The sequence below is a fragment of the Pseudacidovorax intermedius genome, assembly GCF_001476815.1.
GTDB lineage: Bacteria > Pseudomonadota > Gammaproteobacteria > Burkholderiales > Burkholderiaceae_C > Xenophilus > Xenophilus intermedius_A.
Map to the genome: position 1 here is coordinate 127911 of NZ_LDSL01000051.1, position 26250 is coordinate 154160.

At 68.9% G+C, this 26250-nt stretch carries 22 protein-coding genes; 2 read left to right on the plus strand and 20 right to left on the minus strand.

The window, feature by feature from the left end; translation table 11 throughout:
* Nucleotides 1–128 precede the first annotated feature (128 nt).
* From NS331_RS08205 to rpsB, 20 genes are all read right to left on the minus strand, one after another.
* Nucleotides 129–1091 carry an AraC-like ligand-binding domain-containing protein gene (locus NS331_RS08205; RefSeq protein ID WP_058641504.1) on the minus strand — a complete coding sequence of 321 codons (963 nt, stop codon included), beginning with the start codon at nt 1089–1091 and terminating at the stop codon, nt 129–131.
* Nucleotides 1092–1161: 70 nt separating this feature from the next.
* The gene (gene carB, locus NS331_RS08210; RefSeq protein ID WP_058641505.1) at nt 1162–4389 is read right to left on the minus strand and encodes a carbamoyl-phosphate synthase large subunit; all 3228 of its coding nucleotides are present in this window, start codon (nt 4387–4389) and stop codon (nt 1162–1164) included.
* Entirely contained in the window at nt 4382–5566 is a 1185-nt protein-coding gene (gene carA / locus NS331_RS08215) for a glutamine-hydrolyzing carbamoyl-phosphate synthase small subunit (RefSeq protein ID WP_058641506.1), read from the minus strand. The genes carB and carA overlap by 8 nt, the downstream gene beginning before the upstream one ends.
* A gap of 114 nt (nt 5567–5680) precedes the next feature.
* Nucleotides 5681–7387: a GGDEF domain-containing protein gene (locus NS331_RS08220; protein ID WP_153012782.1), complete on the minus strand. Its 1707-nt coding sequence runs from the start codon at nt 7385–7387 to the stop codon at nt 5681–5683.
* Nucleotides 7388–7650: 263 nt separating this feature from the next.
* A complete protein-coding gene (locus NS331_RS08225; RefSeq protein WP_058641508.1) occupies nt 7651–8439 on the minus strand; it encodes a TrmH family RNA methyltransferase in 789 nt (262 codons plus the stop codon).
* The gene (rnhB, locus tag NS331_RS08230) at nt 8436–9134 is read right to left on the minus strand and encodes a ribonuclease HII (protein WP_058641509.1); all 699 of its coding nucleotides are present in this window, start codon (nt 9132–9134) and stop codon (nt 8436–8438) included. The genes NS331_RS08225 and rnhB overlap by 4 nt, the downstream gene beginning before the upstream one ends.
* A complete protein-coding gene (lpxB, locus tag NS331_RS08235) occupies nt 9106–10254 on the minus strand; it encodes a lipid-A-disaccharide synthase (protein ID WP_193758063.1) in 1149 nt (382 codons plus the stop codon). The genes rnhB and lpxB overlap by 29 nt, the downstream gene beginning before the upstream one ends.
* Before the next feature lie 4 nt (nt 10255–10258).
* Nucleotides 10259–11047: an acyl-ACP--UDP-N-acetylglucosamine O-acyltransferase gene (gene lpxA / locus NS331_RS08240; protein ID WP_058641511.1), complete on the minus strand. Its 789-nt coding sequence runs from the start codon at nt 11045–11047 to the stop codon at nt 10259–10261.
* A 3-nt stretch (nt 11048–11050) separates the two neighbouring features.
* Entirely contained in the window at nt 11051–11503 is a 453-nt protein-coding gene (fabZ, locus tag NS331_RS08245) for a 3-hydroxyacyl-ACP dehydratase FabZ (RefSeq protein WP_058641512.1), read from the minus strand.
* A complete protein-coding gene (lpxD, locus tag NS331_RS08250; RefSeq protein ID WP_058641513.1) occupies nt 11500–12486 on the minus strand; it encodes a UDP-3-O-(3-hydroxymyristoyl)glucosamine N-acyltransferase in 987 nt (328 codons plus the stop codon). The genes fabZ and lpxD overlap by 4 nt, the downstream gene beginning before the upstream one ends.
* Before the next feature lie 10 nt (nt 12487–12496).
* A complete protein-coding gene (locus NS331_RS08255; protein ID WP_058641514.1) occupies nt 12497–13042 on the minus strand; it encodes an OmpH/Skp family outer membrane protein in 546 nt (181 codons plus the stop codon).
* Between the two features lie 8 nt (nt 13043–13050).
* Nucleotides 13051–15531 carry an outer membrane protein assembly factor BamA gene (gene bamA / locus NS331_RS08260; protein WP_058641515.1) on the minus strand — a complete coding sequence of 827 codons (2481 nt, stop codon included), beginning with the start codon at nt 15529–15531 and terminating at the stop codon, nt 13051–13053.
* A 43-nt stretch (nt 15532–15574) separates the two neighbouring features.
* On the minus strand, nt 15575–16945 hold the full coding sequence (gene rseP, locus NS331_RS08265; protein WP_058641516.1) for an RIP metalloprotease RseP: 1371 nt from the start codon (nt 16943–16945) through the stop codon (nt 15575–15577).
* 22 nt (nt 16946–16967) lie between these two features.
* The gene (gene ispC / locus NS331_RS08270) at nt 16968–18146 is read right to left on the minus strand and encodes a 1-deoxy-D-xylulose-5-phosphate reductoisomerase (RefSeq protein WP_058641517.1); all 1179 of its coding nucleotides are present in this window, start codon (nt 18144–18146) and stop codon (nt 16968–16970) included.
* Between the two features lie 16 nt (nt 18147–18162).
* Nucleotides 18163–19011, minus strand: coding sequence for a phosphatidate cytidylyltransferase (locus NS331_RS08275; RefSeq protein WP_058641518.1), 849 nt, complete (start codon nt 19009–19011; stop codon nt 18163–18165).
* 12 nt (nt 19012–19023) lie between these two features.
* Nucleotides 19024–19761 carry a polyprenyl diphosphate synthase gene (gene uppS / locus NS331_RS08280; RefSeq protein ID WP_058641519.1) on the minus strand — a complete coding sequence of 246 codons (738 nt, stop codon included), beginning with the start codon at nt 19759–19761 and terminating at the stop codon, nt 19024–19026.
* Between the two features lie 76 nt (nt 19762–19837).
* A complete protein-coding gene (gene frr, locus NS331_RS08285) occupies nt 19838–20398 on the minus strand; it encodes a ribosome recycling factor (protein WP_058641520.1) in 561 nt (186 codons plus the stop codon).
* Nucleotides 20399–20415: 17 nt separating this feature from the next.
* The gene (pyrH, locus tag NS331_RS08290) at nt 20416–21138 is read right to left on the minus strand and encodes a UMP kinase (protein WP_058641521.1); all 723 of its coding nucleotides are present in this window, start codon (nt 21136–21138) and stop codon (nt 20416–20418) included.
* A gap of 108 nt (nt 21139–21246) precedes the next feature.
* Nucleotides 21247–22170, minus strand: coding sequence for a translation elongation factor Ts (gene tsf / locus NS331_RS08295; protein ID WP_058641522.1), 924 nt, complete (start codon nt 22168–22170; stop codon nt 21247–21249).
* 82 nt (nt 22171–22252) lie between these two features.
* Nucleotides 22253–23014, minus strand: coding sequence for a 30S ribosomal protein S2 (rpsB, locus tag NS331_RS08300; RefSeq protein WP_058641523.1), 762 nt, complete (start codon nt 23012–23014; stop codon nt 22253–22255).
* Nucleotides 23015–23378: 364 nt separating this feature from the next.
* Here rpsB and NS331_RS08305 point away from each other — a divergent pair, with 364 nt between their 5' ends.
* Entirely contained in the window at nt 23379–24635 is a 1257-nt protein-coding gene (locus NS331_RS08305; RefSeq protein WP_058641524.1) for a D-amino acid dehydrogenase, read from the plus strand.
* Between the two features lie 102 nt (nt 24636–24737).
* Entirely contained in the window at nt 24738–26204 is a 1467-nt protein-coding gene (locus tag NS331_RS08310; protein WP_440589374.1) for an NAD(P)H-hydrate dehydratase, read from the plus strand.
* The last annotated feature ends 46 nt before the right edge of the window (nt 26205–26250 follow it).

Sequence of the window (26250 nt, forward strand, 5' to 3'; positions counted from 1 at the left end):
GGGTCTGCGCTGCGGCACGGGTCGTACCTTAGGCCACGAAGGAAGGTCGGAATGGCGCAGGCGTGCCACGCCCATGGCGCGTGCGTGCCACGCGCTCGACAGAATCGATGTGAGGCGGTGCGCCGCCCTCAGGCCTGGCGCCGTCGCGCACCGGGCGTGATGCCGCGCTGGCGCTGGTACTCGCGCACGAAATGCGAGGCATCGGCAAAGCCGCAGCGCCGGCCGATCTCGGCCACGCTCAGGTGCGCCAGCCGCGGCTGGGCAAGCAGCGATTCGGCGCGCGCGATGCGAAGGCGCCGCAGCGTGCCGGCGAAGGTCGCATCCGCCGCCGCAAAGGTGCGATGCAGCGTGCGCAGCGACACGCCCACCTCCTGCGCCAGCGCCTCGGCGCGCAGGCCGTGCTGGTCCAGCTGCTCGGACATCAGCGCCAGCAGACGTTGATGCAACCGCCGGTCGCGGCCATCGGCAGCGGGTGGTGGCTCCAGGGCCGCGGCCAGCAGAGCGCCCAGGTGCTGCGTGAACGTCTCGGCCGGCATGGCCGCCGCGCTGTCCGGATCGCGCGCCAGCTGCGCGGCCAGCGCCGACAGGCTCTGCCCCCAGCCCTGGTCACGCCACGCCATGCGCGGCCCCACCGACTCGGGTGTGCGCAGCCATTGCATCACCCAGGCGCGCGGCAGCTGCAGCGACATGCAATGCACACCGTGCGGAAAGTGCAGTTCGTAGGGTTCGGCCGCATCCACCAGGACCACGTCGCCCGGCCGCAGGTGCGCCACCTGGCCGCCCTGGCGCACGTGCCAGGCCCGGTCGGCCTGGCCGATCAGGTAGAAATGAGAACGCCGGCTGCGGGCAATGCCGGCCGGCGTTCGATAGACATCCTGCGTGGAGGCGATGACCTGGTTGACCGCGATGTCCTCGACATCGCGGCTGGCCAGCCGCCCGTCGAAGACTTCGGCCTCGCGCGAGCTGCAGTCCATCTCCAGGAAAGCCTCGCAGATGGCGCCGACCCAGTAGTCCAGCCGCTCACCGCTGCCCACGGCCTCGGTGCTCCAGAGGCGTCGGGGCGCGGCGATGGCGGGCTGGGCGGCGGGCATGGGCGCATTCTGGCGAACCGCCTTGCCGCTTCGCAAGCGGGCCAGCCCCAGGGCCGGCCCACCGCTGCCGTCAGGCGCCTGCCAGTTCCGCGTGCATTTCCTGCACCGAGATCACGCCCAGGTCCTGCAGGTGCTGCATGCCCTCGACGGCCGCCTCGGCGCCGAAGATGGTGGTGATGGTCGTCACGCGGGCCAGCAGCGCCGAGGTGCGGATCAGGCGCGAATCGGCGATTGCGTTGCGGCGTTCTTCCACCGTGTTGATGACCAGGGCGATCTCGTTGTTCTTGATCATGTCCACGATGTGCGGACGGCCCTCGGTCACCTTGTTGACCACCGCGCAGGCCAGGCCCGCAGCCTGGATGGCGGCCGCCGTGCCCTTGGTCGCGATCAGTTCGAAGCCCAGCTTGGCCAGGCCCCGGGCGCATTCCACCGCGCGGGCCTTGTCGTTGTTCTTCACCGAGATGAAGACCTTGCCCGACTTCGGCAGGATGGTGCCGGCGCCCAGCTGGCTCTTGACGAAGGCCTCGCCGAAGGTCTTGCCCACGCCCATCACCTCGCCGGTGGACTTCATCTCCGGCCCGAGGATCGGATCGACGCCCGGGAACTTGACGAAGGGGAACACCGCTTCCTTGACGCTGAAGTACGGCGGCGTGACTTCCTTCGTCATGCCCTGGCTGGCCAACGACTGGCCGGCCATGCAGCGCGCGGCCACCTTGGCCAGCTGGATGCCGGTGGCCTTGCTCACGTAGGGCACCGTGCGCGAGGCGCGCGGGTTCACTTCCAGCACGTAGATGACGTCCTGGCCATCCTTTTCCTGAATGGCGAACTGCACGTTCATCAGGCCGACCACGTTCAGTGCCTTGGCCATGGCGGCGCTCTGGCGCTTGAGTTCGGCGATGGTCTCGGCCTTGAGGCTGTAGGGCGGCAGCGAGCAGGCGGAATCGCCCGAGTGCACGCCGGCCTGCTCGATGTGCTCCATCACGCCGCCGATGAGCGTGGCGCCCTCGGCATCGCGAATGCAGTCCACGTCGCATTCGACGGCGTCGTTCAGAAAGCGGTCCAGCAGCACGGGCGAATCGTTGCTCACCTTGACGGCCTCGCGCATGTAGCGCTCCAGGTCGCGTTGCTCGTGCACGATCTCCATGGCGCGGCCGCCCAGCACGTAGCTGGGGCGCACCACCAGCGGATAGCCCAGCGCAGCGGCCTTCTCCAGCGCTTCGGCCTCCGTGCGCGCGGTGGCGTTGGGCGGCTGGCGCAGGCCCAGTTCGTGCAGCAGCTGCTGGAAGCGCTCGCGGTCTTCCGCGGCGTCGATCATGTCCGGCGTGGTGCCGATGATCGGCACGCCGTTGGCCTCCAGGTCGAGCGCGAGCTTCAGCGGCGTCTGGCCGCCGTACTGCACGATCACGCCGGTGGGCTTTTCCTTGTCGACGATCTCCAGCACGTCTTCCAGCGTCAGCGGCTCGAAGTACAGGCGGTCGGAGGTGTCGTAGTCGGTCGACACGGTCTCCGGGTTGCAATTGACCATGATGGTCTCGTACCCGTCCTCGCGCATCGCCAGCGCCGCATGCACGCAGCAGTAGTCGAACTCGATGCCCTGGCCGATGCGGTTGGGACCGCCGCCCAGCACCATGATCTTCTTCTTGTCCGTCGGCTCGGCCTCGCACTCCTCGTCGTAGGTGGAGTACATGTAGGCCGTGTCGGTGGCGAACTCGGCCGCACAGGTGTCCACACGCTTGTAGACCGGCCGAATGCCCAGGGCGCGGCGCTTGTCGCGGATGGCCTTGTCGGTGGTTTTAAGCTGGCGCGCCAGGCGGCGGTCGGAGAAGCCCTTCTGCTTGAGCACGCGCAGCGTGTCGGCATCGATGTCGTCCAGGGTCTTGGTCTCCAGCTCGAGCTCGATCTTCACGATCTCCTCGATCTGCACCAGGAACCAGCGGTCGATCTTGGTCAGGTCGAACACCTCGTCCACGCTCAGGCCCTGGGCGAAGGCATCGCCCACGTACCAGATGCGCTCGGGGCCGGGCTCGCCCAGCTCCTTCTCGAGCACTTCGCGGTCCTGGGTCTTCTCGTTCATGCCGTCGACGCCGACCTCCAGGCCGCGCAGCGCCTTCTGGAAAGACTCCTGGAAAGTGCGGCCCATGGCCATCACCTCGCCCACGGACTTCATCTGCGTGGTCAGGCGCGAATCGGCCTGCGGGAACTTCTCGAAGGCGAAGCGCGGGATCTTGGTGACCACGTAGTCGATCGAGGGCTCGAAGGACGCCGGCGTGGCGCCACCGGTGATCTCGTTGCGCAGCTCATCCAGCGTGTAGCCCACGGCCAGCTTGGCCGCGACCTTGGCGATCGGGAAGCCGGTGGCCTTGGAGGCCAGCGCCGACGAGCGCGACACGCGCGGGTTCATCTCGATGACGATCATGCGGCCGTCCTTCGGATTGACCGAGAACTGCACGTTGGAGCCGCCCGTGTCCACGCCGATCTCGCGCAGCACCGCCAGGCTGGCGTTGCGCATGATCTGGTATTCCTTGTCGGTCAGAGTCTGCGCGGGTGCGACGGTGATCGAGTCGCCGGTGTGCACGCCCATCGGGTCCAGGTTCTCGATCGAGCACACGATGATGCAGTTGTCCGCCTTGTCGCGGACCACTTCCATTTCGTACTCCTTCCAGCCGAGCAGCGATTCCTCGATCAGCAGCTCGTTGGTGGGCGAGGCTTCCAGGCCGCGCTTGCAGATGGTCTCGAACTCTTCCGGGTTGTAGGCGATGCCGCCGCCGGTGCCGCCCAGCGTGAAGCTGGGGCGGATCACGGTCGGGAAGCCGACGCTCTTCTGCACCGCCCAAGCCTCGTCCATGGAATGCGCGATGCCGGAGCGGGCCGAGCCCAGGCCGATCTTGGTCATCGCGTCCTTGAACTTCAGGCGGTCCTCGGCCTTGTCGATGGCCTCGGGCGTGGCGCCGATCAGCTCGACCTTGTACTTGTCGAGTACGCCGTTGCGCCACAAGTCCAGCGCACAGTTCAGCGCTGTCTGCCCGCCCATGGTGGGCAGGATGGCGTCCGGGCGCTCCTTGGCCATGATCTTCTCGACCGTGGGCCAGGTGATCGGCTCGATGTAGGTGACGTCGGCCGTGGCCGGATCGGTCATGATCGTCGCCGGGTTGCTGTTGATCAGAATGACCTTGTAGCCCTCTTCGCGCAGGGCCTTGCAGGCCTGCACGCCGGAGTAGTCGAACTCGCAGGCCTGGCCGATGACGATCGGGCCGGCGCCGATGATGAGGATGCTCTTGATGTCTGTGCGCTTAGGCATTCGCGGCCTCCGCCTTGTGTTTTTCGATGAGTGCCGTGAAGCGGTCGAAGAGGTAGCCGATGTCGTGCGGGCCGGGCGAGGCCTCGGGGTGGCCCTGGAAGCAGAAGGCCGGCTTGTCGGTGCGGGCCAAGCCCTGCAGCGTGCCGTCGAACAGGCTGACGTGCGTGGCGCGCAGGTTGGCCGGCAGCGTCTTCTCGTCCACCGCGAAGCCGTGGTTCTGGCTGGTGATGGACACGCGGCCGCTGTCCAGATCCTTGACCGGATGGTTGCCGCCGTGGTGGCCGAACTTCATCTTGAAGGTCTTGGCGCCCGAGGCCAGGGCCATGATCTGGTGGCCCAGGCAGATGCCGAAGGTCGGAATGCCCGTCTCGATCAGCTCGCGGCTGGCCGCGATGGCGTAGTCGCAGGGCTCCGGATCACCGGGGCCATTGGCCAGGAACACGCCGTCCGGCTTGAGCTTGAGCACGTCGGCCGCCGGCGTCTGCGCCGGCACCACCGTGATGCGCGCGCCACGCTGGGCCAGCATGCGCAGGATGTTCTTCTTGACGCCGAAGTCGAAGGCGACGACATGGAAGCGCGGCGTGATCTGCACGCCGTAGCCTGCACCCAGCTTCCACTCGGTCTGCGTCCATTCGTAGGTCTGGCGAGTGGAAACCACCTTGGCCAGGTCCAGTCCGGCCATCGAGGGCGCCGCCTTGGCGGCGGCGATGGCGGCGTCGATGCGTTCCTGCGTGGGCGTCTCGCCGGCGGCCAGGCCGACGATGGTGCCGTTCTGGGCACCGTGGGTGCGCAGGTGGCGGGTGAGGCGGCGGGTGTCGATGCCGGCGATGGCGACGGTGCCATTGGCGGCGAGGTACTCGCTCAGGCTGCGGGTCTTGCGGAAGTTGGACGCCAGCAGCGGCAGGTCCTTGATGATGAGCCCGGCGGCCTGGATCTTGTCGGCTTCGATGTCTTCCTCATTGACGCCGTAGTTACCGATGTGCGGATACGTCAGCGTGACGATCTGCTGCAGGTAGCTGGGGTCGGTGAGGATTTCCTGATAGCCGGTGATGGCGGTGTTGAACACCACCTCGCCGACTGTGGTGCCGGGGGCACCGATCGACTTGCCGAGAAAGACCGTGCCGTCAGCGAGCGCCAGGATGGCGGGCGAAAAAGACCCTTGGAGGGACAAAAGCACTGGGTTCTCCGGATAAGACGGTCGCCCAAGGTTCGTGGCCGCGCAGGCTGCGAACGGTGCTAGGGAATTTTCTGGCGAAGAAAAGAATCGGGCGACGCTGTTGCGAAAAGCCGCCTATTGTAGCCTCGCCGCCTCATCCTCGAGCCGGCTGGCGTAGGCCGACACGTCGAAATCCGCGAGTTCGCACCGATTGCGCCCTGCCCGCTTCGCACGGTAGAGCGCCTGGTCGGCCCGCCGCAGCAGGTCCTGCGCCTGCAGCTTGCCGCTCTGGCGGGTGAGCGCCACGCCGAAGCTGGCCGTCACGGCGATGGTGCCGTGGTCGGGAATCGAGAAGGGCCGGCTGAGCGCCAGGCGCAGGTTCTCGGCCATGGCCATGGCCTCGGCCGGCCGCGCCACCGCCTGGAAGACGACGAACTCCTCCCCGCCGATGCGTGCTGCCTGCTCGGGGCGGTGCAGCGTCGAGCGCAGCCGGTCGGCCATCTGCCGCAGCAACTGGTCGCCCACCTCGTGGCCGTGCTGGTCGTTGATCTGCTTGAAATGGTCGACGTCGAACATCACCAACGCCAGCATGCTGCCGCCGCTCTCCGCCCCCGCCTGCAGCAGCCGCTGCTCGAAGGTACGCCGGTTGGGCAGGCCGGTGAGGTGGTCGGTGCCGGCCAGCACATGCAGCCGGGCGATGAGTGCATCGCGCTCGCGGCGCACGTGGATGGAGCGGTGCAGCAGCTCCTCCAGATGGCGCAGCGCCGCGAAGATCATGCGCAGTTCCCGCCCATAGCCCCCGCGCCGCCTGGCAGGCGCAGTGGGCGTGAAGGTGGTGTCTTCCTGCGTCAGCCCGATCAGGCGGTGCACGGTGTCCAGCAAGGGCGACAGCAGCCGACGCTTGAGCATCACGACCCCCACCGACAGCAGCGTGACGACCACCAGGCTCACCGCCAGGATGCCTGCCAGCGCCCACCAGGCCTTGTCCTTGAGCCGATCCAGCCGCAGCTGCGCGACGCGGAGTTCGGCGTCGCGCAGCGCCACGATGGCGGCCATGGGCGGCACGTACGCCTCGGCGAATGCCGCGGGCGTGGGGCCGTCGCCGCGCGCCATGCGCTCCAGCGTGGCATCGAAAAAGGCCATGCTCTGGCCGAAATAGCTTTCGGCCACTCTGTTGAAGGCCTTGGCCTCCTCGCTGTCCACACCCGGCACGATGGCGGCCTGGAGCAACTCGCTGAGCTGGCGGATGCGGCCGAGCGTCTCCGACACCCGCTGGCGCTCGAGGTTGGTGAGATCCCGGTCGGTGGCCAGGCCGACCGTCAGCAGCGAGCCCAGGCGGCCGGCGTTCTCCCGCAGCTTGGCTGCCAGCCGGGCATTGTTGACGGGAACCGCGATCTCGGGTGACAGCCGCTGGATGTCCTGCCCCAGCTGGTCGACGAGACGGAACTCCTGCTCCACCACGCCGAACATGCGCGCCACGGCCAGCGCCATCTGCGCGGGGTCGCGCTGCGCCAGCGGCTGCCCCAGCAGCGTCTGCACCAGCAGTCGCGCCTGCTGCAGATCGCTCTCCACCGCGGCAAAGGCGTAGGGTTCTAGCCGGCAGGCGGCGCAGGCCAGCGCCCCGTGTCGCAAGGCCTCGAAAGCCACGTCGGTCCGGCGTCGTGCGGCATCCAGCGCAGGGGCCGACTGGCTGGGGCGGCCGAGTGCGCCATTCATCGGCCCGCGTTCCGCCGACACCTGCTCCACCGCACTCAGGGCCAGCTGGTAGACCGCAAGCTGCTCCTCGACCTCATGCAGCGCATGCAGCCGCTGCAGCGACCAGGCGAAAAACAGCGCAGCCAACAGCGCAGCCACCAGAAGTATGGCTGCGACGGCTGCATTGACCAGGTGATTCAGCACGCGAAGCGCCGCACCGTTCCCGCTGTTCTGCTGCATGTGGAAGCGCCGGACTCATCTGCCCCCTCCGGATGGGGAGGCAATTGGAAGCGTTTGACACGAAAGTTAACAATTCTGCCGCAAACGCAGGAAAAAGCACAGCGGAATGATTAACAAGCGTGAAAAACGCACGCTGCTGACGCAAAAGATACGGGAGCGCGGGGTGCGATTCAGCGCTGGCCGGCAAGCTGCGTCGCCGCGCTGGCATGCAAGCAGACGGCAGCAGCGGCAGCGACGTTGAGCGACTCTTCGCCGCCCGGCTGGGCGATGCGGATGTGCATGGCGGCCAGGGCGTCCAGACCGGCGTCCAGGCCCTGCCCTTCGTGGCCCATCATCCAGCCGCAAGGCCAGGGCAATGCCGCGCGGTGCAGCCAAGTGCCCTGGTGCGAGCTCGTGGCCAGCAGCGGCAGGCCGAGAGACGCCACGTCGGCCGACGACGCGCCCTCCACCAGCGACAGCGCGAAATGCGCGCCCATGCCGGCACGCAGCACCTTGGGCGACCACAGCGCCACCGTGCCTTTCAGCGCCACGACCTGCCGGAAGCCGAAGGCCGAGGCGCTGCGCAAAATGGAGCCCACGTTGCCCGGGTCCTGCAGGCGGTCGAGCACGACGCTCGGCTGGCCCGGCGCGGCCTCGGACACCGGTGGCAGCGGCAGCACGAAGCCCATCGGCGCCGGCGACTCCAGGCCGCTGGCTTCCGCCATCAGCGCATCCGGTACCAGGTAGACGCGCGGGCAGGCCTCGGCGAGCCGCTGGGGCGCCGTCGGCCAGAAGGATTCGGCAAACACCGCGGCCGCCGGCTGCATGCCGCGATCGAGTGCCGCCACGCACAGGTGGTCGCCCTCCAGCCACAGGCGGCCCATGCGCCGGTAGGCCGCGCCGTCGCGCGCCAGGCGCCGCAGATCCTTGAGCAGCGGGTTGTCGCGCGAGGAGACGCGCACGGGTTCGATGCGGCTCATGGCAGTGCCGCCCCGCTGGTCGCCATCTGCGGGCCGACCCGGCTTTTGACGTGCACCACCACCGGGGGCACCCCCGCCAGCGCCAGCGCCTGCGCCACGGGTGAGAAACTGCGGCGATGGTGCACGCAGGCGCCATGGGCGCGCAGCGCCGCCAGGTGCTCCGGCGTGCCGTAGCCCTTGTGGGTGGCGAAGCCGTACTGCGGAAATTCGTCGTGAAGGTCCAGGCACAGCCGGTCGCGGTGCACCTTGGCCAGGATCGACGCCGCCGAAATGGCCTTCACCCGTGCGTCGCCCTTGACGATGGCCTCGGCCAGCACGTCCAGCGGCGGCAGCCGGTTGCCGTCCACCAGCACCTTCGCCGGGCGCAGCCGCAGGCCCTGCACCGCGCGGCGCATGGCCAGCATGGTGGCCTGCAGGATGTTGTGGGTGTCGATCTCGTCGACGGTGGCGACCGCGATGGAGCAGCACAGGGCCTTGGCAAGGATCTCGTCGCGCAGCTTCTCGCGCTTGAGCGGCGTGAGCACCTTGGAATCGGCCAGGCCCTTGATGGGGCGAAGCTCGTCCAGGATCACTGCCGCGGCCACCACGGGGCCGGCCAGGGGCCCGCGGCCGGCCTCGTCCACGCCGGCGAGCAGGCCCGGCGCATCCCAGGCCAGGGGCACCTGTTCAGGCTTGGAGGACTTTCTCGATCGCATTGGCACACAGGGTGGAGGTGTCGCGTTGCAGCTCGGCATGCAGGCGCGCGAACCGGTCCTGCAGGGCCGCCACGCGTTCGGGCGCGTCCAGCCAGGCCAGGGTGGCCTCGGCCAGCGCCTGCGGCGTCGCGGCGTCCTGCAGCAGTTCGGGCACCACGAAGTCGTTGCACAGGATGTTGGGCAGGCCGACCCAGGGCTGCAACTGCTGGCGGTGCATCAGGTGCCAGGACACGCGGTTCATGTTGTAGGCGATTACCATCGGCCGCTTGAACAGCGCCGCCTCCAGTGTGGCCGTGCCGCTGGCGATCAGCGTCACGTCGCAGGCGGCCAGCACCTCGTGGGACCGGCCGTCCACCAGCCGGATGGCATCTGCCATGCCGCTGGCGGCCAGCAGCGCCTCGGCGTCGGCGCTCAGGCTGGGGATGATGGGCGCCACGAACTGCAGCGTGGGCCGGGCCTTGCGCATCTGCGCCGCTGCGCCGAAAAAGCGCGCGGCCAGGTAACGCAGCTCGGAGCGCCGGCTGCCGGGCAGCAATGCGACCACGGGGCGCCCTTCGTCCAGGCCCAGCGCGCGGCGCGCCGCGGCCTGGTCGGCCTGCATCGGAATCACGTTGGCGAGCGGATGGCCCACATAGCTGGCCGACACGCCCTGCTCCGCCAGCAATGCCGGCTCGAAGGGAAAGATGCACAGCACATGGTCGGCCGCCGCGCGGATCTTCTCGATGCGGTCCGCCCGCCAGGCCCAGATGGAGGGGCAGACGAAATGCACGGTGCGGATGCCGCGGCCACGCAAGGCGGCCTCGAGGTCAAGGTTGAAATCGGGCGCGTCGATGCCGATGAACAGCTGCGGCCACTCCTGCAGCAGCCGCGCGCGCAGCTGGCGGCGGATGCCCGCGATCTCGGCATAGTGGCGCAGCACCTCGATGTAGCCGCGCACCGCCAGCCTCTCCTGCGGCCACCAGCTCTGGAAGCCGCGCGCGATCATCTGCGGGCCGCCGATGCCGACCAGCGCGGCATCGGGAAAGCGCGGCCGCAGGCCGTCGATCAGCAGGCTGGCGAGCAGGTCGCCGGAGGCCTCGCCCGCGACCATCGCGAACTGGCGTTGAGTGGGAAGCTGCATGCGCTCAGCGGGCCACACCGGCCTGGGCGCTGCCGAGGAACTGGTCCATGAGGGCAGCGTCCGCGGCGCAATCCGGGCGCGTGTCGGCCAAGACGCGTACGGCCTCGCGCGACTGATCGAGCGTGAGGCCCTGGCGGTAGATGAGCTTGTGCATCTCGCGAATGCCTGCGATCCGCTCGGCCGAAAAATCGCGGCGGCGCAGCCCCACGAGATTGACGCCGCGCACCGTGAGCGGATTGCCATCCACCACCATGAAGGGCGGGATGTCCTTGCCCACGTGGCTGGCAAAACCGATCATCGCGTGGTCGCCCAGGCGCATGCGCTGGAGCACGCCCGTGAGGCCGCCCACCGTCACCCAGTCACCCACCTGCACATGGCCGGCCAGCGTGACGCCATTGGCCATGGTGATGTTGTCGCCTAACCGGCAGTCGTGCGCCACGTGCACGTACGCCATGATCCAGTTGTCGTGGCCCACGCGGGTCACGCCGGCGTCCTGGACGGTGCCGAGATTGAAGGTGCAGAACTCGCGGATCGTGTTGCGATCGCCAATCTCCAGCGCGGTGTCCTCGCCCGCGTATTTCTTGTCCTGCGGCATGGCGCCGAGCGACGCGAACTGAAAGATCTGGTTGTCGCGGCCGATGGTCGTGCGGCCCTCGATCACGCAATGCGGACCGATGCGCGTGCCGGCACCCACGCGCACCTTGGGCCCGATGACTGTGTAGGGCCCGACGCTGACCGACTCGTCCAGCTCGGCGGCCGGGTCGACCAGCGCTGTCGAATGGATCCGTGTCATGCCTCAGGCGTCGATGCGGCGCATGGCACACATCAGCTCGGCCTCGCAGGCCAGCTCGTCGCCCACGCGGGCCCGGCCGCGGAATTTGGAGATGCCGGCCTTCATGCGGTCGATCTCGACCTCCAGCGTCAGCTGGTCGCCCGGCTCCACCGGCCGCTTGAAGCGCGCGCCGTCGATGGCGGCGAAGTAGTACACGGTGTTGTCGTCCGGCACGATGTCCAGCGAGCGGAAGGACAGCAGTGCCGCCGCCTGCGCCATGGCTTCGAGCATCAGCACGCCCGGCATCACCGGACGGTGCGGGAAATGGCCGTTGAAGAAGGGCTCGTTCATCGTCACGTTCTTCAGCGCCGTGATGCGCTTGCCCTTTTCCATGTCCAGCACCCGGTCAACCAGCAGGAAGGGGTAGCGATGGGGCAGGAGCTTCAGGATCTGGTGGATGTCGAGCGTGTTCGTCATGGTGTCTGGCCGGAGGCCGCGTTCTTCTCGAGGGCCCGCAGGCGCTCGCGCAGCTGATGCAGATGCCGCAGCGTGGCGGCATTGCGCTCCCATGCTGCGTTGTCATCAAAGGGAAACACGCCAGTGTACTGCCCTGGCTTCAGAATCGAGCGGGTCACCACCGTGGCCGCCGAGACATGCACGCCGTCCACCAGCTTCAGGTGGCCCAGCACCACGGCGCCCCCGCCGATGGTGCACTGCGCGCCGATGTCCGCACTGCCCGCCACCCCCACGCAACCGGCCATGGCCGTGTTGCGGCCGACACGCACGTTGTGGCCGATCTGGATCAGGTTGTCGAGCTTCACGCCGTCCTCGATGACGGTGTCCTCGAGCGCGCCGCGGTCGATGCAGGTGTTGGCGCCGATCTCGACGTCGTCCCCGATGCGCACGGCGCCGAGTTGCTCGATCTTGACCCAGGCGCCCTGGTGCGGTGCGAGGCCGAAGCCGTCCGCCCCGATCACCACGCCGGGATGCAGCAGGCAGCGCGCCCCGATCGTGCAGTCCTCGCCGACGGTGACGCGCGACTTGAGCACCGTGCCGGCGCCGATGACTGCGCCGCGCTCGACCACGCACAGCGGCCCGATCGTGGCCGTCGGGTCGATGCGCGCCTCTGCGTCCACCACCGCCGTGGGATGGATGCCCGGCGGCACCGCCCGCGCATGGCGGGCCTTCCACAGCTGCGTCAGCCGCGCGAAATACAAGTACGGATCGTCGACGACGAGGCAGGCGCCGCGAGCGGCGGCTTCGTCGCGCATGGCGGGCGCCACAATGACACAGGCCGCCCGGGTGGCGGCCAGTTCCTTGCGGTAGCGGGCATGGCTCAGGAAGCTGATCGCCTCCGGCCCGGCGGACGTCAGGGGCGCCAGCCGGTCCACCACGAGCGCCGCGTCGCCGAGCAGTTCGCCACCCAATGCGGCGGCGATCTCCCCCAGTGACAGGCTCACGGCGCGGTCGTCACTTGCCGGCCGTGCCGCCGGTGGCGTTGCCGGCGCCGGCGTTCAGGGCCTTGATCACCTTCTCGGTGATGTCGTGCTTGGGGTTCACGTAGACGGCATCCTGCAGGATCACGTCGTACTTCTCGGCCTCGGCCACCTGCTTGATGGCGCGCTGCGCGCTTTCGTAGACCTTCTGCAGTTCTTCGCTGCGGCGCAGGTTCAGGTCCTCCTGGAACTCACGGCGCTTGCGCTGGAAGTCGCGGTCCTGATCGACCAGTTGGCGCTGGCGCTGCGTGCGCTGGCTCTCCGACAGCGTGGGCGCGTCGCGCTCGAGCTTGTCCGAGGCGGCCTTGAGCGCCGCTTCCTGGTCCTTGAGGTCCTTCTCGCGCTTGAGGAATTCCTGCTCCAGCCGCGTCTGCGCGGCCTTGGCGGCAGGCGCCTCGCGCATCACGCGGTCGGGGTTGACGACGCCGAAACGGAAAGTCTCCTGGGCCTGTGCGGCGCCGGCTGCCAGCATGCCGGCGGCCAGCAGCAGTGCCCCGGACCACGAATACATCTTCTTCATTGACTGACTCAAAATGCCGTCCCGATCTGGAACTGGATGCGCTGCGTGCGGTCGGCAGGCACGATCGGAACGAAGGGGTTGTTGGGATCCGGCACTTCCTTCTGCTGGCGGATCGGCACCGCATAGGCGATGCGCAGCGGGCCCAGCGGCGAGATCCAGCTCACGCCGAGGCCGAAGGAGGCACGGATGCGCTGTTGCGCCTTCCATTGCTCGTCGGTCTGGCCCGCGCGGCGGTCGGCAAACACGTTGCCGGCGTCCAGGAAGGTGTACAGGCGCAGCGTGCGGTCGTTGCCGGCGCCGGGGAACGGCGTGCTCAGCTCGATGTTGAACACGGCCTTGCGCGTGCCGCCCAGCGCCGCGGTGGTGACGGAATCGCGCGGGCCGAGCGAGTTCTGCTCGAAGCCGCGGATCGAGCCCAGGCCGCCAGCGTAGAAGTTCTTGAAGATCGGGAAGTCCTTGCCGCCGAAGGCCTTCGCGTAGCCCAGTTCGGCATTGAAGGCCAGGGTGTACTGCTTGGACAACGGCACGTACTGCTGGAACTGGTAGCTCGACTTGCCGTAGCTGAAATCGCCGCCCACACCGACTTCGAGGTTGGCGCGCTGCACGCGGCCCTTGGTCGGCACCAGCGCGCTGTCGCGGTCGTCGCGGGCCCAGCCCACGGTGAGCGGCACGCCCCACACGGAGTCGCGGTTGCAGGTGAGCGCACCCGGGTAGCCGCTGGCGGTGTTCGAGAAGCCGCAGCGGAAGTAGTCCAGGTAGGCCTGCGGCACCGACTTGCCGTACTGCGCACGATAGAAGTTGGCCAGCGTCGGGTTGATCAGCTGCAACAGCGAATAGTCGGGCACCTCGCCCGGCTTGAAGCGGTAGCGCTCCAGGCCGGCACCGAAGAACACCGTGTCCACCTCGCTGAAAGGCACGCCGAAGCGGATCGAGCCGCCTTCGGCCACCAGCGAATAGTCGCCATCGGTGCTGTAGTACGGCCGGCTGGTCTGGTGGAACAGGCTGATCGACCGCGAGATGCCGTCCTGCGTGAAGTACGGGTCGGTGGTCGTGACCGAGATCGTGCGGTTGTACTTGCTGGTGTTGACGTTCAGGCCCAGATAGTTGCCGGAGCCGAAGACGTTTTCCTGCGTGATGCCGAAGTTCAGCGAGATCTTGTCGGCACTCGAGAAACCGGCGCCCAGCTGCAGCGAGCCGGTGGGCTTCTCGACCACGCTGTAGGTCAGATCGACCTGGTCGGGCGAGCCCGGCACTTCCTGCGTGTCGACGTTGACTTCAGTGAAGTAGCCCAGACGGTCCACCCGCTCGCGCGACAGCTTGATGCGGTCGCCGTCGTACCAGGAGGCTTCGAACTGGCGGAACTCGCGGCGGATCACCTCGTCGCGCGTCTTGTTGTTGCCGGCCACGTTGATGCGGCGCACGTACACACGGCGCGACGGGTCGGCCTGCAGCACGAGCTCGACCCGGTTGTTGGCCCTGTCTACCTCCGGCTTGGCCTGCACGCGCGCAAAGGCGTAGCCGAAGCTGGCGAAGTAATCGTTGAAGGCCTTGGTGGTCTCGGTCACCTGGTCGCCGTTGTAGGGCTCGCCGGGCTTGATGGAAACGAGCGACTTGAACTCGTCGTCGCGGCCCAGGTAGTTGCCCTCGAGCTTGACGCCGGAGACGACGTACTTGGGGCCTTCCTGGATGTTGACGGTAATCGAGAGGTCCTGCCGGTTGGGCGAGATCGCCACTTGCGTGGAATCGATCCGGAAGTCCATGTAGCCGCGCGTCAGGTAGTACTGCTTGAGCGTCTCGAGGTCGGCATTGAGCTTGGTGCGCGAGTACTGGTTGGACTTGGTGTACCAGGACAGCCAGCCGCCCGTGTCCTGGTCGAACAGGCCGAGCAGCGTGGATTCGCTGAAGGCGTTGTTGCCCACGATGCGGATGTCGCGGATGCGCGCGGGCGCGCCTTCGGTGACCGTGAAGGTCAGGTTGACGCGGTTGCGCTCGATGGGCGTGACGGTGGTGACGACCTCAGCGTTGTACAGGCCACGCGAGATGTACTGGCGCTTGAGTTCCTGCTCGGCCCGGTCGGCCAGCGCCTTGTCGAAAGGACGGCCGTCGGTCAGGCCGACCTCGCGCAGCGCCTTCTTGAGCGCGTCCTTGTCGAATTCCTTGGTGCCGGCGAAGTCGACGTCGGCGATGGTGGGACGCTCCTCGACGATCACCACGACCACGTTGCCGTTGACGTCGATGCGCACGTCCTTGAACAGGCCCAGGTCGAACAGCGCACGGATGGCGGCGGAGCCGCGGTCGTCGGTGTAGGTCTCGCCCACGCGCAGCGGGATCGACGCGAACACCGTGCCGGGCTCGACGCGCTGCAGGCCTTCGATGCGGATGTCACGGACGGTGAAGGGCTCGATGGCCCAGGCGGCCGTCGCGGCCAGCGCGCTGGTGAGCACGGCTGCCACGCTGCGCAGGCGGAAGCGACTGATCTGTTGGTTCATGTGAGAAGAAAAAACCCGGCGCCGCCAAGGCTCGGTAGGAAGGTTAGCCAAAGAGCCGATTCACGTCGTTGAAGAGCGCGATCGACATCATCACCAGCAGCAGCGCGACTCCCCCGCGCTGCAGGCGTTCCATCCAGGCGTCAGACACGCTCCTGCCGGTGAGGCCCTCCCAAAGATAATACATCAGGTGCCCCCCATCGAGGACGGGCAGCGGCAGCAGGTTGAGCACGCCCAGGCTCACGCTGATGAGGGCGAGGAACACCAGGTACTGCGTCAGGCCCAGGCTGGCGGATTTGCCCGCGTAGTCGGCAATGGTGAGCGGACCGCTGATGTTCTTGATCGAGGCTTCGCCGACGAGCATCTTGCCCATCATCTTGAGCGTGAGCGCCGAGACCTCCCAGGTGCGCTGCACCCCCTTGGCCAGGCCGTCCAGCGGGCCCTGGCGCACGGTGACCATCTCCGGGGCAGAGCCCACGTAGGCGCCGATGCGGCCCACCGCCGTCCCGCCGTCCTCGCGCACATCGGGCCGAACATCCAGGGTCAAGGCCGAGCCGCCGCGTTCGATGTGCCAGGCCTGCGTGCGCGGCTCGCGCCCGTCGACCGAGGCGCGGATGAGTTCGCGCAACTGCGCGCCATCGGCCACCGGCCTGCCGCCCACGGACAGCACCAGGTCGCCAGCCTCGAGGCCCGCGCGGTGGGCGGCGCCGTCGGGCATCACCTCGCCGAGCACCGGGCGGGTGAAGGGCGCGGCCAGGCCGATTCTGGCGAACATCTGCGGGTCGGCGTCCCGGGTGCCCAGGCGGCTCAGCGGCAGCAGCACCTCGCGGCCGCCGCCACCCTGCACGGCCACCTCCAGCGTCAGGTCGCGGCCGTCGAGCGCGGCACGCGTGGCCTGCCAGCGCAGGTCCTCGAAGGAAGCCACGGGCGAGAGCGATTCGGCGCTGTCGCCGGCACTCAGCACCCGCTCGCCGCCGCGCAGCCCGGCCTCGGCGGCCAGGGACGTGTCGGCCGGCTTGCCGATGACGGCGGCCGGCTCCTGCACGCCGATCCAGCCGACCACGGCGTACAGCAGCACCGCCAGCAGCAGATTGGCGATGGGCCCCGCGGCGACGATGGCAGCGCGGGACTTGAGCGGCTGGGTGTTGAAGGCCCGGTGGCGCTCCTCGGCGGCGACCGGCGCCTCCCGCTCGTCCAGCATGCGAACGTAGCCGCCGAGCGGCAACGCGCCGACGACGAACTCGGTGTCCTGCCCCGGATGCTGACGCCGCGGCTTCCAGCGCAACAGCGTGGGGCCGAAGCCGATGGAGAAACGCAGCACCCGCACGTTGCACGCCACTGCCACGCGGTAGTGGCCGTATTCGTGGACGGCGATCAGCAGCCCGAGCGCGACGACGAAGGCAACGACAGTGAGCATGGCGGCAAAATAGGAAGGCGGGTCAGGACGACATCCGGCCGACCGCCTGCTCGGCGGCACGCCGGGACTGCGCATCCAGCGCCAGCAGGTCGGCCAGGAACTGCGGGTTGGAGGGCGTCACCGCCGCCAAAGTTTCGACATTGACCGCATGGATGCGGTCGAAGCGCAGCCGCCCTTCCAGGAAGGCTGCCACGGCGACCTCGTTGGCGGCATTGAGCACCGCCGGCGTGCCGGGGGCCGCCTCGAGCACCTGCCACGCGAGTTGCAGGCCCGGAAAGCGCACAGGGTCCGCTTCCTCGAAGGTCATGGCGGCCATCTGACGGAAGTCGAGCCGCCGGGTGCCGCTTTCCACCCGCTCCGGCCAGGCCAGGCCGCAGGCGATGGGCACGCGCATGTCGGGCGTCCCCAACTGCGCCAACACCGAGCCGTCCACGAACTGCACCATCGAATGGATGATGCTCTGCGGGTGGATCGCCACCTGGATGCGCGAGGACGGCAGCCCGAACAGGTGCCGCGCCTCGATCACCTCCAGGGCCTTGTTCATCATCGTGGCGGAATCGACCGAGATCTTGCGACCCATCACCCAGTTGGGATGGGCGCAGGCCTGTTCCGGCGTGACATCGCCCAGCGTCGCGGGATCGCGCTGCCGGAAAGGCCCGCCGGAGGCGGTGAGGATGATCTGGTCCACCCGCGCCGGCCAGGCGGCCGGGTCTTCGGGCAGGCACTGGAAGATGGCCGAATGCTCGCTGTCGATGGGCAGCAGCGTGGCGCCGCCCTGGCGCACCGCGGCCATGAACAACTCGCCGCCGACCACCAGCGCCTCCTTGTTGGCCAGAAGCAGGCGCTTGCCGGCCGCCGCGGCCGCCAGGCAGGAGGCCAGGCCGGCGGCGCCCACGATGGCGGCCATGACGGCATCCACCTCGGGATGCGCCGCGACTTCGTCGAGTGCGGCGGCACCGCTCCGCACGCGCGTCGGCAGTTGCGCCCCCTCCAGCCGGGCCGCGAGTTCGCGCGCCGCGGCCTCGTCGGCCATGACCGCGAAGCGCGGCCGGAAGCGCAGGCACTGCGCCGCGAGCTCATCCACCCGCCGGGCGGCGGTCAGCGCAAAGACTTCGTAACGCTCGGGGTGGCGCGCGACCACGTCCAGGGTGCTGGTTCCCACGGAGCCGGTGGCCCCGAGGATCGTCACGCGTTGTCTCACCGGAATACCTTGAGGATCAGGCCAGGGACGCCAGCATCATCGCCAGCGGAAGGGTCGGCAGCAGCGCGTCGATGCGGTCGAGCACGCCGCCGTGGCCGGGCAGCAGGCCACTGCTGTCCTTGGCGCCGGCGCTGCGCTTGATGAGCGACTCGACCAGGTCGCCCACCACGCTCATGGCGGCCAGGAAGACCACACCCAGCAGCAGCAGCCACCAGCCCCGCCCCGCCAGATGCGAGTAAAGGCTCGGCACCGCGGCAGCCGCCGCGCGGTCGGCCCAGACCCAGCACAGGGCCAGCACCACCACGCCGATCATGCCGCCCCACACGCCTTCCCAGCTCTTGCCCGGGCTGATGGCCGGCGCCAGCTTGTTGCGCGTGAAGCGCAGGCCGAACGCCCGCCCGGCGAAATAGGCGAACACATCGGCCACCCACACGAGCACGAGGATGGACAGCAGGAAGTTGATGCCCACCATGCGGGCCTGCACCGCCGCCAGCCAGGCGGCCCACAGGGCGAGCAGCCCGCCGACGACCCGGAGCGCCTTGGGAATGTGCGGCCAGCCGGGCACCGCCAGCTTGAGCAGCGCGGCACCACCGAGCACCCACGCCGCCCCCGCCACCGACCACAAGATGGGCAGCGGCCGCGACAGCAGGCCGAGCCACCACGACAGCCCGCACAGCAGCACCATCTCGGCGCCGAACAGCACGGCGATGCCCTGGCGGTAGCCGTTGAGCCGCCCCCATTCCCAGCCCGCCGCGGCCACCAGCACCAGCATGACGACGGCGAAGGGTTCGGGCGACGGATAGAACAGTGCCGGCAGCAGGATGGCCAGCAGGACCAGCGCCGTGATGATGCGTTGCTTGAGCATGTCGGTGCTGGGTCAGGCTACCTGGCTTTGAAGCGGTAGCGGCTGCGCGCCCCCGACCTGCTCCGAGGTCTTGCCGAAGCGCCGCTCGCGGCTGCGAAAGGCCTCGATCGCATGGTCCAGCGCGGCCTCGTCGAACTCGGGCCAGAGGCAGTCGGTGAAGTACAACTCCGAATAGGCGCTCTGCCACAGCAGGAAGTTCGACAGCCGCTGCTCGCCGCCGGTGCGGATCACGAGGTCCGGGTCCGGGCAATGCGCCAGCGCCATGGCCCGGTTCAGGTTGACTTCGGTGATCGGCAGGCCTTCGCGCACCAGCCGCTCGGCGGCTTGGGCAATGTCCCAGCGGCCACCGTAGTTGAAGCAGATGTTGAGCACCAGCCGGGTGTTGGACGCCGTGTCGCTCTCGGCCTTGGCCAGGCCCGAGACCAGGCGGGCCGACAGGCCCGTGCGGTCGCCGACGAAATGCAGTTGCACCCCGTCCGCGGCCAGCCGCGGCACCTCGCGCTGCAGCACCAGCAGCAGCAGGTCCATGAGGCCGGACACCTCGTCCTTGGGACGGTTCCAGTTCTCCGAGGAGAAGGCGAACACCGTCAGGGCCTCGATGCCCCGCTCGGCGCACGCACGCACGCAGCGGCGCAGGGATTCGACGCCTTGCCGGTGGCCCGCCACGCGGGGCAGGAAACGGCGCGTCGCCCAACGCCCGTTGCCGTCCATCACGATGGCGACATGGCGCGGCAGACCTTGGGCTTTCATGGGCGGGGCAGTTCCTGGGCCCGGCGGCGCGGGCAAGGCGGTGAACGACGGCAGCGAGCGGCGGGTGGACGCTGCTTCAGACGGCCAGGATGTCGGCCTCTTTGGCCGCGACCAGCTTGTCGATCTCCGCGATGTAGCGGTCGGTCATCTTCTGGATCTCGGCCTCGGCGCGCTTCTGGTCGTCCTCGGAGGCGGCCTTGTCCTTGACGAGCTTCTTGACGGCCTCGTTGGCATCGCGGCGCAGGTTGCGGGTGGCGACCTTCGCGCTCTCGCCTTCGTTGCGCGCCAGCTTGGTCATTTCCTTGCGGCGCTCCTCGCTCATCGGCGGCATCGGCACGCGGATCAGGTCGCCCATGCTGGCCGGGTTCAGACCCAGGTCGCTCTCGCGGATGGCCTTCTCGATCTTGGCGCCCATGCCCTTTTCCCAGGGCTGGACGCTGATGGTGCGGGCGTCGAGCAGCGACACGTTGGCCACCTGCGACAGCGGCACCGGCGAGCCGTAGTAGTCCACATGGATGCTGTCCAGCAGCGCCGGGTTGGCGCGGCCGGTGCGGATCTTGGCCAGATGGCCCTGCAGCGCCGTCAGCGTCTGCTTCATCTTGGCTTCGGTCCCGCTGCGAATGTCGGCAATGGTCATGATGTCTTCTCTTGTTCTCAGACGTGCACCAGCGTGCCCTCGTCTTTACCCAACACCACGCGCTTGAGCGCGCCCGGCTTGAAGATGGAGAACACCTTGATGGGCAGTTTCTGGTCCCGGCACAGCGCGAAGGCGGTCGCATCCATGATGCCGAGGTTCTGGGAGATCGCCTCGTCGAAGGACAGCGAGGAATAGCGCGTCGCCGACGGGTCTTTCTTGGGATCGGCGCTGTACACGCCGTCGACCTTGGTGGCCTTGAGCACCAGTTCTGCGCCCACTTCCGCACCGCGCAGCGCGGCGGCCGTGTCGGTGGTGAAGAAGGGGTTGCCGGTGCCGGCGGCGAACACCACCACCTTGCCCTCTTCGAGGTACTGCAGCGCCTTGGGCCGCACATAGGGCTCGACCACCTGGTCGATGGCGATGGCGGACATGACGCGGGCGGTCAGGCCCTGCTTGTGCATGGCATCGGCCAGGGCCAGCGAATTCATCACCGTGGCCAGCATGCCCATGTAGTCGGCCGTGGCCCGGTCCATGCCGACGGCACCGCCTGCGACGCCGCGGAAGATGTTGCCGCCGCCGATGACCACCGCCACCTCGACGCCCAGGTGCACCACTTCCGCCACTTCCTCGACCATGCGCACGATGGTGGCGCGGTTGATGCCGAAGGCGTCGTCGCCCATCAGCGCCTCACCCGACAGCTTGAGAAGAATGCGCTTGTGGGCGGGGGCGGCGTCGTGCATAGGCAATTGGTGCAGAAAGTGAAGGCGGGAAGGAGTGTACGTGGTGGGGCGCAAGAAAAAAGCGGTGGCACGCCCCGTTACAGGGCACGCCACCGCTTGCGCGGGCAATCAGGCGCCGGCCTTGGCGGCAGCCACCTGTGCAGCGACTTCGGCCGCGAAGTCGTCGACCTTCTTCTCGATGCCTTCGCCGACCACGTACAGGGTGAAGCCCTTCACGGTCGTTGCCTTTTCCTTGAGCATCTGCTCGACGGTCTGCTTGTCGTTCTTGACGAAGGCCTGGTTGAACAGCGAGACCTCCTTGAGGTACTTCTGCACGCCGCCTTCGATGCGCTTGGCGACGATGTCCTCGGGCTGCGGCTTCTTGCCGGCGGCTTCGGCGGCCTTGCGGTCTTCCTCGGCCTTGCCCGCGGCCACGGCGCGTTCCTTCTCGATCAGCTCGGCGGGCACGTCGTTCGACGACAGCGCGACCGGCTTCATGGCGGCCACGTGCATGGCGACGTCCTTGGCGGCGGTGTCGTCACCTTCGTACTCGACGACCACGCCGATGCGGGTGCCGTGCAGGTAGGAAGCCAGCTTGGCGCCGCTGTCGAAGCGCTTGAAGCGGCGGATCGACATGTTCTCGCCGATCTTGCCGATCAGGCCCTTGCGCACGTCTTCCAGCGTGGGGCCGAAGCCGTCCTGGCTGTACGCCAGCGCGCCCAGGGCGGCCACGTCGGCCGGGTTGTGCTTGGCGACCAGCTGGGCCGCGGCCTGGGCCATGGCGATGAAGCTGTCGTTCTTGCTCACGAAGTCGGTTTCGCTGTTGACTTCGACCAGCGCGCCGACATTGCCTTCGATGCTGGCGGCGACCACGCCTTCCGCGGTGATGCGGGCGGCAGCCTTGCCGGCCTTGCTGCCCAGCTTGACGCGCAGCAGCTCTTCGGCCTTTTCCATGTTGCCTTCGGCCTCGGTCAGGGCCTTCTTGCACTCCATCATGGGGGCATCGGTCTTGGCGCGCAGCTCGGCGACCATGCTTGCGGTAATTGCTGCCATGTCTTAACTCCGTAGATCGTTTTCAGTAGCCAGAGGAACGAAAAAGGGGCCACGAAGCCCCTTCTCCGGACCGCCTTGGAAATCAGGCCGAGGCGGAAGCGTTGTCTTCGACTTCGACGTATTCGTCGCCTTCGCCTTCGGCGACGGCCTTGACCACGTCGGCAGCGGCATTGTTGCGGCCGTCGATGACAGCATCGGCGATGCCGCGGGCGTACAGGGCGACCGCCTTGGAGGAGTCGTCATTGCCGGGGATCACGTAGTCGATGCCTTCGGGCGAGTGGTTGGAGTCGACCACGCCGATCAGCGGGATGCCCAGCTTGCGGGCTTCGGACACGGCGATCTTGTGGAAGCCCACGTCGATCACGAAGATGGCGTCCGGCAGGGCGTTCATGTCCTGGATGCCGCCGATGTCCTTCTCGAGCTTCTCGATCTCGCGGGTGAAGGTCAGCTGTTCCTTCTTGGACATGCCTTCCAGGCCGGTTTCCTGCTGGGCCTTCATGTCCTTCAGGCGCTTGATGGAGGTCTTGACCGTCTTGAAGTTGGTCAGCATGCCGCCGAGCCAACGGGTCTCGACGAAGGGCATGCCGGCGCGGCGGGCTTCGTCGGAGACGATTTCACGGGCCTGGCGCTTGGTGCCGACAAACAGGATGGTGCCGCGATTGGCAGCCAGCTGCTTGGCGTACTTCTGCGCGTCCTGGAACATCGGCAGCGACTTTTCCAGGTTGATGATGTGGATCTTGTTCCGGTGGCCGAAGATGAACGGTGCCATCTTGGGGTTCCAGAAACGGGTCTGGTGGCCGAAGTGGACGCCGGCTTCCAGCATCTCACGCATGGTGGTGGACATTGCAGTTCTCCAAAGGTTGGGTCTTGAAGCCAGCCCGCATATCGCGACCGGCAGCAAAAGGGCCGGGCGGCGAACACCTTGAATGGGCTGGTTCGCGGATGAATTCCGCCGGCAGGCCCGCCACCGGGGGTGGCAGGCGCTCGGCAGGTCGTCAAGAAAGGCGAAGACCTTGGCCGGCGAAACCGCGGGAGTGTACCACGGCGGCGCGGCCGCGCCTTTCGACGTCCGGCCGCCACACTCTTGACGCTGTCGCAACATTTCATGCGACGCGGCGTCCGCCGGGCCGGGCGGCTGCACGTTGCTGCACTATGCTCCGCTCATCGGCGCGTCGTCAGGGGCGCCACCGCCCTCCTCTCCGCCTCCAATGAAAATCGCGATCGTGGGCGCCGGCATCATCGGCGTCACCACTGCCTGGGAACTGGCCTGCGACGGCCACGAAGTCGACGTCTTCGAACGCCGCCAGGCGGCCGCAGAGGAATCCAGCTTCGCCAATGCGGGCGTGGTCGCGCCCGGCTACGTCACACCCTGGGCGGCGCCCGGCATGCGCATGAAGGTGCTGCGATCGCTGCTGTCCGCCCACGGGGCGGTCAAGCTGCGCTGGCCGCTGGCGGGGCGCGACTTCGCCTTCATGCGCGCCTGGCAGCGCGCCTGCCGCCTGGAGACCTACCTGGCCAACCGTGGCCGCATGCAGCGCCTGGCCTTCTACAGCCGGCTGCGACTGCACGGCATCGTCGATGCCTGCGAACTGGTCTACGAGCGCAGCGACGGCTACCTGGTGCTGCTGCGCGGCGCCCGCGAGCAGAAGCTGGTGCAGCCCGGGCTGGAACTGCTGCGGGAGGCCGGGGCCGTCTTCGAACTGGTCGACGCCGATGCCGCACGCGCGCTCGAACCCGGGCTGTCCACCCAGACCCCGCTGGCCGGCGCCATCCACCTGCCGCAGGACGAGGTGGGCAACTGCCGACAGTTCACCATGCTGCTCAAGCGCCATGCCGAGTCGCTGGGCGCACAGTTCTACTTCGGCTGCGACATCGCGCCGCTGTCGCGCGCCCAGCCGCGTTCGCTCAGCCTGTCGGCCGGCTCGCCCGCCGTGGCCTACGACGCCATCGTGGTCTGCGCCGGCCTGGGTTCGGCCCATCTGCTCGCGCCGCTGGGCATCGACCTGCCGATGGCGCCGGTCTACGGCCATTCGATCAGCGCGCCGATCCGCGAGCCGCTCAACGCGCCGCGCAGCGCCGTCATGGACGAACGCTACAAGGTTGCCATCTCCCGGCAGGGCCAGCGCCTGCGGGTGGCGGGCGGCGCCGAACTGGGCGGCCATGCGGACCGCATCCACCCGGCCGCCCTGCCCACGCTCTACAAGGTGCTGAGCGACTGGTTTCCCGGCAGCGCGAACCTGTCCATGGGCGTGCAGCAGTGGAAAGGCGCGCGGCCCATGCTGCCGGACGGCCCGCCCGTCGTCGGCGCGAGCGGCGTGCCGGGCGTCTGGCTGAACCTGGGGCACGGCTCCAGCGGCTGGGCCTTGTCCTGCGGCAGCGCGCGCGTGCTGGCCGACCAGATCGCCCGCCGCGAGCCCGAAATCGACATCGACGGCCTGGGCATCGAGCGCCTGCTGCGCCGCTGACGGCCTGTTGTCCGACGCGACGTGCCGGGCAGCGCCGCCCTGCCGACGACCGCCCGGCACTGGGCCGCGGCGCCCGGACGCGGTAAGTTCGCCGGCATGGGACTGCATCGCCTCGACCTCACCCTCCCCCAACCGCTGCACGGCACGGCCGCCTCGCGCGCCATCGAGCGCGCGGCGGCCGGCGCCTTGCCCTCGCACACGCTCATGCGCCGTGCCGGCGTGGCGGTCGCGCGCCTGGCGATGGCACTGGCGCCGCATGCACGCTGCATCTGGATCGCCTGCGGCCCGGGCAACAACGGCGGCGACGGCTTCGAGGCGGCCCTCGAACTGCACCGGCTGGGTCGCCCGGTCGCGGTGAGCTTCAACGGCGACGCTGCGCGGCTGCCGCCCGACGCGGCCGACGCCGGCCAACGCCTGCGGCAGGCCGGCGTGCCGCTTGCCGCGCAGGCGCCCGCGCAATTCGACCTGGCCATCGACGCCCTGCTGGGCCTGGGCGCCACGCGCCCCCCCGAAGGCCCCCTGCTCGCCCATCTGCGGCGCATGCACGCCGGCACCGCCCCGGTGCTGAGCGTCGACCTGCCCAGCGGCCTGGATGCAGACACCGGCCAGTTCGCCGCCGAGCTGGGTGCCGCAGGCGCCGCTGCGCGCCATTGCCTGAGCCTGCTGACCGTCAAACCCGGCCTCTTCACCGCCAAGGGCCGCGACCTGGCCGGCGAGGTGTGGTTCGACGACCTGGGCATCGACCCGTCATCGACGCCGCCGGATGCCTTCCTGTCGGGCCGTCCGGCGCCGGCCGCCCGGCCGCACGACAGCCACAAGGGCAGCTTCGGCGACGTGGCGGTGATCGGCGGTGCGCCGGGCATGACTGGTGCCGCCCTGTTGGCCGCCACCTCGGCGCTGCATGCGGGGGCGGGCCGGGTCTTCGTCGGCCTGCTGGAGGCGGACGCCCCCGCCTTGGCCTCCGAGTATGCGCTGATGCTGCGGGCGCCCGGCACGCTGCCGCTGGACCGGCTGACCGTCGTGTGCGGCTGCGGCGCGGGGACGGCGCTCGGCGACCTGCTGCCCACGGCCATCGACCAGGCCGCCGCGCTGGTGCTCGATGCGGACGGACTCAACGCGTTGGCGGCGGACCGGCGACTGCACGATGCCCTGCGCGCGCGGGCGGCCACCGGCCGCCCGACGGTGCTCACCCCCCATCCGCTGGAAGCCGCGCGCCTGCTGGGCACCGACACGCCGGCGGTCCAGGACGACCGCCTTGGCGCCGCCCGCCGGCTGGCGGATGCCTTCCGCTGCACCGTCGTGCTCAAGGGATCGGGCTCCGTCATCGCCAGCCCGGATTCGACGCCGCGCATCAACCCCACCGGCAACGCACGGCTCGCGACCGGCGGAACGGGCGACGTGCTGGCCGGCATGGTGGGCGCCGCCCTCGCCTCCGGCCTGGCGGCGGCCGACGCGGCCGCCCATGCCGTGTGGTGGCATGGCGCGGTGGCCGATGGCTGGCCGGCAGGCCGGCCCTTCAGTGCCACGCAGCTCGCACGGGAAGCCGGCCGGGGCCTGGTGCAGCGCTGACCCGCATCCGTTGGGCCGTGCCGTGCCGCAGCAGGTGCGGTGACGC

Excerpts from the sequence above, each read along its gene's own strand:
- uppS (WP_058641519.1), bottom strand. The coding sequence starts at position 19,761 with ATGAAAGCCCAAGGTCTGCCGCGCCATGTCGCCATCGTGATGGACGGC.
- NS331_RS08255 (WP_058641514.1), bottom strand. The coding sequence starts at position 13,042 with ATGAAGAAGATGTATTCGTGGTCCGGGGCACTGCTGCTGGCCGCCGGC.
- fabZ (WP_058641512.1), bottom strand. The coding sequence starts at position 11,503 with ATGACGAACACGCTCGACATCCACCAGATCCTGAAGCTCCTGCCCCAT.
- tsf (WP_058641522.1), bottom strand. The coding sequence starts at position 22,170 with ATGGCAGCAATTACCGCAAGCATGGTCGCCGAGCTGCGCGCCAAGACC.
- NS331_RS08205 (WP_058641504.1), bottom strand. The coding sequence starts at position 1,091 with ATGCCCGCCGCCCAGCCCGCCATCGCCGCGCCCCGACGCCTCTGGAGC.
- pyrH (WP_058641521.1), bottom strand. The coding sequence starts at position 21,138 with ATGCACGACGCCGCCCCCGCCCACAAGCGCATTCTTCTCAAGCTGTCG.
- rpsB (WP_058641523.1), bottom strand. The coding sequence starts at position 23,014 with ATGTCCACCACCATGCGTGAGATGCTGGAAGCCGGCGTCCACTTCGGC.
- lpxB (WP_193758063.1), bottom strand. The coding sequence starts at position 10,254 with ATGCAGCTTCCCACTCAACGCCAGTTCGCGATGGTCGCGGGCGAGGCC.
- NS331_RS08225 (WP_058641508.1), bottom strand. The coding sequence starts at position 8,439 with ATGAGCCGCATCGAACCCGTGCGCGTCTCCTCGCGCGACAACCCGCTG.
- rnhB (WP_058641509.1), bottom strand. The coding sequence starts at position 9,134 with ATGCGATCGAGAAAGTCCTCCAAGCCTGAACAGGTGCCCCTGGCCTGG.
- NS331_RS08305 (WP_058641524.1), top strand. The coding sequence starts at position 23,379 with ATGAAAATCGCGATCGTGGGCGCCGGCATCATCGGCGTCACCACTGCC.
- bamA (WP_058641515.1), bottom strand. The coding sequence starts at position 15,531 with ATGAACCAACAGATCAGTCGCTTCCGCCTGCGCAGCGTGGCAGCCGTG.
- frr (WP_058641520.1), bottom strand. The coding sequence starts at position 20,398 with ATGACCATTGCCGACATTCGCAGCGGGACCGAAGCCAAGATGAAGCAG.
- NS331_RS08275 (WP_058641518.1), bottom strand. The coding sequence starts at position 19,011 with ATGCTCAAGCAACGCATCATCACGGCGCTGGTCCTGCTGGCCATCCTG.
- rseP (WP_058641516.1), bottom strand. The coding sequence starts at position 16,945 with ATGCTCACTGTCGTTGCCTTCGTCGTCGCGCTCGGGCTGCTGATCGCC.
- lpxA (WP_058641511.1), bottom strand. The coding sequence starts at position 11,047 with ATGACACGGATCCATTCGACAGCGCTGGTCGACCCGGCCGCCGAGCTG.
- carB (WP_058641505.1), bottom strand. The coding sequence starts at position 4,389 with ATGCCTAAGCGCACAGACATCAAGAGCATCCTCATCATCGGCGCCGGC.